A 3,263-nucleotide genomic window follows, 5' to 3' on the forward strand; every position below is an offset into this window, starting at 1 on the left:
ACCCGGCGGCCCGCCCGCCGCACCGCCGGCGGACCAGCGGCCACATCGGCGGGCGCGAACGGCCGACGCGACCGGTCGTAACGGCTCAGCCCGTAACGGCTCAGCCGAGGGCGAGCCAGCCCACGACGGCCAGGACCACGACCACGGCGACGACGCCGATGATCAGTCCGGCCTTCGGCCCGCTCTGCTGCTGAGGCGGCTGCCTGCGCTGCGGCTCGCCGTCGTCGACGAACGCACGGAACATCTGGGTGCTGCCCGCGGGGTCGGGAGTGCCCTCGGGGCCCTGTGGGGCATGGGGGTTGTGTGCCATACGGCAGGACCCTAGCGAACGCGGGGATCCCGCCCAACCCCGGGCCCGCACCCAACTGCCCTGTATCCCGCGCCCGACGCGCGATTCGGGCGCCGGACGCGCAACTCGGGGCACCGAACGCCCGTTAAGTCCCCGAACATCCGTTCAGGAAATTCCGGACGGCCTTGCCTCGGCCCTGGATGTCATCCCTCCCGGCCGAGAGCCTCTCTCCCCCGACCGAAAGCCTCTTCTCCCAGCTCGGGGGCCGCCGCGCCGGGTGTTGACCCGTACCATGCGAAGCCTTTTGAGTTCCTTTACTCCGCTGCGCCCCGATTTCATTTGCCTGTAGCAACCAATAGCTTCTATGGTTCCATGGTTGCCCCAAGCAACAAGATATCGGGGAGGTCCCATGGCCGCACAGAGTCAGTACGCCGAGCTGGCCCGCCAGCTCAGTGGCGTCGGCGCTGTCAAACGGAGTCTGGCGCGCATCCTGCCCGCCGAATGCCCGGGAGGCTCCGCCGCCGTACTGACTCTGCTGGAGCGCCACGGCGAGATGCGGATGAGCCGTCTCTCGGAGCTGCTCGCCGTCGACATGTCGGTGACCAGCAGGCATGTCGCCCATGCCGCACAGCGCGGCTGGATCGAACGGTCCGCGGACCCCGCCGACAAGCGCTCGCGCATCCTGCGGCTGACACCCGCGGGACAGGACCTGCTCGACGAACTGGCCCGGCGGACGACCGAGATATTCGCGCGCACGCTCGACGACTGGACCGACGACGAGGTAGGGCAGCTCAACGCGCTGCTGGCCCGGCTGCGCAGCAGCTTCGGCGAGAGCCGGGACCGGCGCCATGACATTCCGTACACCCGTACACCCATGCGGCAGGAAACGCCCGTACGGCACCACACGTAAGACGACGCAGGACTAAGGAAACCAATGGCTACGACCACACCAGCGGGTGTGCGGGGCGGCCACGCCAAGCATGGAGGCGGCCCCGCCGTCACTCCCGGCACGCCGATGACACACCGTCAGATCGTGGAGGCCCTCTCCGGGCTGCTCCTGGGCATGTTCGTCGCGATCCTCTCGTCGACGATCGTCTCCAACGCGCTTCCCGAGATCATCTCCGACCTCGGCGGCGGACAGAGCGCCTACACCTGGGTGGTGACCGCGTCGCTGCTGGCGATGACGGCGACCACTCCGCTCTGGGGCAAGCTCGCCGACCTCTTCAGCAAGAAGCTCCTGGTCCAGATAGCCCTGGTCATCTATGTCGGGGGATCGGTCGTGGCCGGCCTCTCGAACAACACCGGGATGCTGATCGCCTGCCGGGTGGTCCAGGGCGTCGGTGTCGGCGGGCTCTCCGCCCTCGCCCAGATCGTCATGGCCGCGATGATCGCTCCGCGCGAGCGAGGCCGCTACAGCGGCTATCTCGGCGCAACCTTCGCCGTCGCCACCGTCGGCGGCCCGCTGCTCGGCGGTGTCATCACCGACACCTCGTGGCTGGGCTGGCGCTGGTGCTTCTACGTCGGCGTCCCGTTCGCGATCATCGCGCTGGTCGTGCTCCAGAAGACGCTGAAGCTCCCGGTCGTCAAGCGCCAGGTCAAGGTCGACTGGTCGGGCGCCGTCCTCATCAGCGCGGCCGTGTCGCTGCTGCTGGTCTGGGTCACCTTCGCGGGCAACAAGTACGACTGGATCTCCTGGCAGACCTACGCCATGGTCGGCGGCTCCGTCGCGCTCGGCGCGCTCTTCGTCCTCGTCGAGTCGAAGGCCCACGAGCCGATCATCCCGCTGCGCCTCTTCCGTAACCGTACGATCACACTGGCCTCGCTGGCCTCGCTCTTCGTCGGCATCGCGATGTTCGCCGGAACGGTCTTCTTCAGCCAGTACTTCCAGCTCGCGCGCGACAAGTCGCCGACAATGTCCGGTGTGATGACCATCCCGATGATCGGCGGTCTGTTCCTCTCCTCCACCGTCTCGGGCATGATCATCACCAAGACGGGCCGCTGGAAGATCTGGCTGGTCAGCGGTGGTGTGCTGGTATCGGCGGGCCTCGGGCTGCTCGGTACGCTCCGGGTCGACACCCCGTACTGGCACATGGCCGTCTATATGGCGCTGATGGGCCTCGGCGTCGGCATGATGATGCAGAACCTGGTCCTGTGCACCCAGAACCAGGTCTCGCCGAAGGACTTGGGCGCCGCGAGCTCCACCGTCACCTTCTTCCGCTCCCTGGGCGGTGCGATCGGTGTCTCGGCGCTGGGCGCGGTGCTCGGCAACCGGGTCACCCACTACGTCAAGGACGGACTGGCCGATCTCGGCCCGCAGGGCGCGGCGCTGGGCCACGGCGGCACGGGCGGCGGAGCGATTCCCAATCTGGACACGCTGCCCGCGCCGCTGCGCGGAGTCATGGAGGCGGCGTACGGGCACGGCGTCGGCGATGTCTTCCTCTACTCGGCTCCGGCGGCCGTGGTCGCCCTGCTGCTGACGCTGTTCATCAAGGAGGTCGCGCTGAGGACGCGGTCCGGTGGTGAGGCGTCGGAGGCCGGTGCCACAGCTGCGATCTCCGAGGCGGCGGGCGGCGGCGCGGTCGAGGCGCCGGTGGCTCTGGGTGCTGTCGCGGCTCCGGTGGCGTCTTCTGCGGTCGTCGAGGCGTCTTCTGCGGTCGTCGAGGCGTCTCCTGCGGCCGTCGAGGCTCCCGCCGCGGTAGCCGCGATACCGGCCCAGAGCACCGGTCCGGCCGGAGCCACGACCGCGTCGCTGTACGGCACGGCCGTACGAGGTGTGGTGCGCGCCGCCGAGGGCGCCGCGGTGCCCGGCGCGGCCGTCACCCTGATCTCCCTGGCCGGACGTCAGCTCGCCCGCTCGGTCGCCCAGTCCGACGGCGGCTATGCCCTGGACTCGCCGGGATCGGGCTCGTACGTACTGATCGCCTCGGCCGACGGCTTCCAGCCGCAGGCGTCCACGGTGGTCGTCGGTGACGAG

General features: G+C 69.3%; 3 protein-coding genes. 2 read left to right on the top strand and 1 reads right to left on the bottom strand.

The genetic code is table 11. From position 1 onward, the window contains the following. Nucleotides 1-100: 100 nt before the first annotated feature. Entirely contained in the window at nt 101-310 is a 210-nt protein-coding gene (locus GA0115259_RS12315) for a hypothetical protein (RefSeq protein ID WP_093595126.1), read from the bottom strand. Between the two features lie 388 nt (nt 311-698). Between GA0115259_RS12315 and GA0115259_RS12320 the strand changes: the two genes are divergently transcribed. Both GA0115259_RS12320 and GA0115259_RS12325 read left to right on the top strand, forming a co-directional pair. After that, nucleotides 699-1,199 (top strand): MarR family winged helix-turn-helix transcriptional regulator, encoded by a 501-nt coding sequence (locus GA0115259_RS12320; protein WP_093595129.1) that lies wholly within the window; start codon nt 699-701, stop codon nt 1,197-1,199. Nucleotides 1,200-1,223: 24 nt separating this feature from the next. Continuing rightward, nucleotides 1,224-3,263 (top strand): MFS transporter (locus GA0115259_RS12325; RefSeq protein ID WP_093595132.1); only part of this gene is annotated, 2,040 nt, incomplete at its 3' end.

Source organism: Streptomyces sp. MnatMP-M17 (assembly GCF_900091995.1).
In the GTDB taxonomy this organism is placed as follows: Bacteria; Actinomycetota; Actinomycetes; order Streptomycetales; family Streptomycetaceae; genus Streptomyces.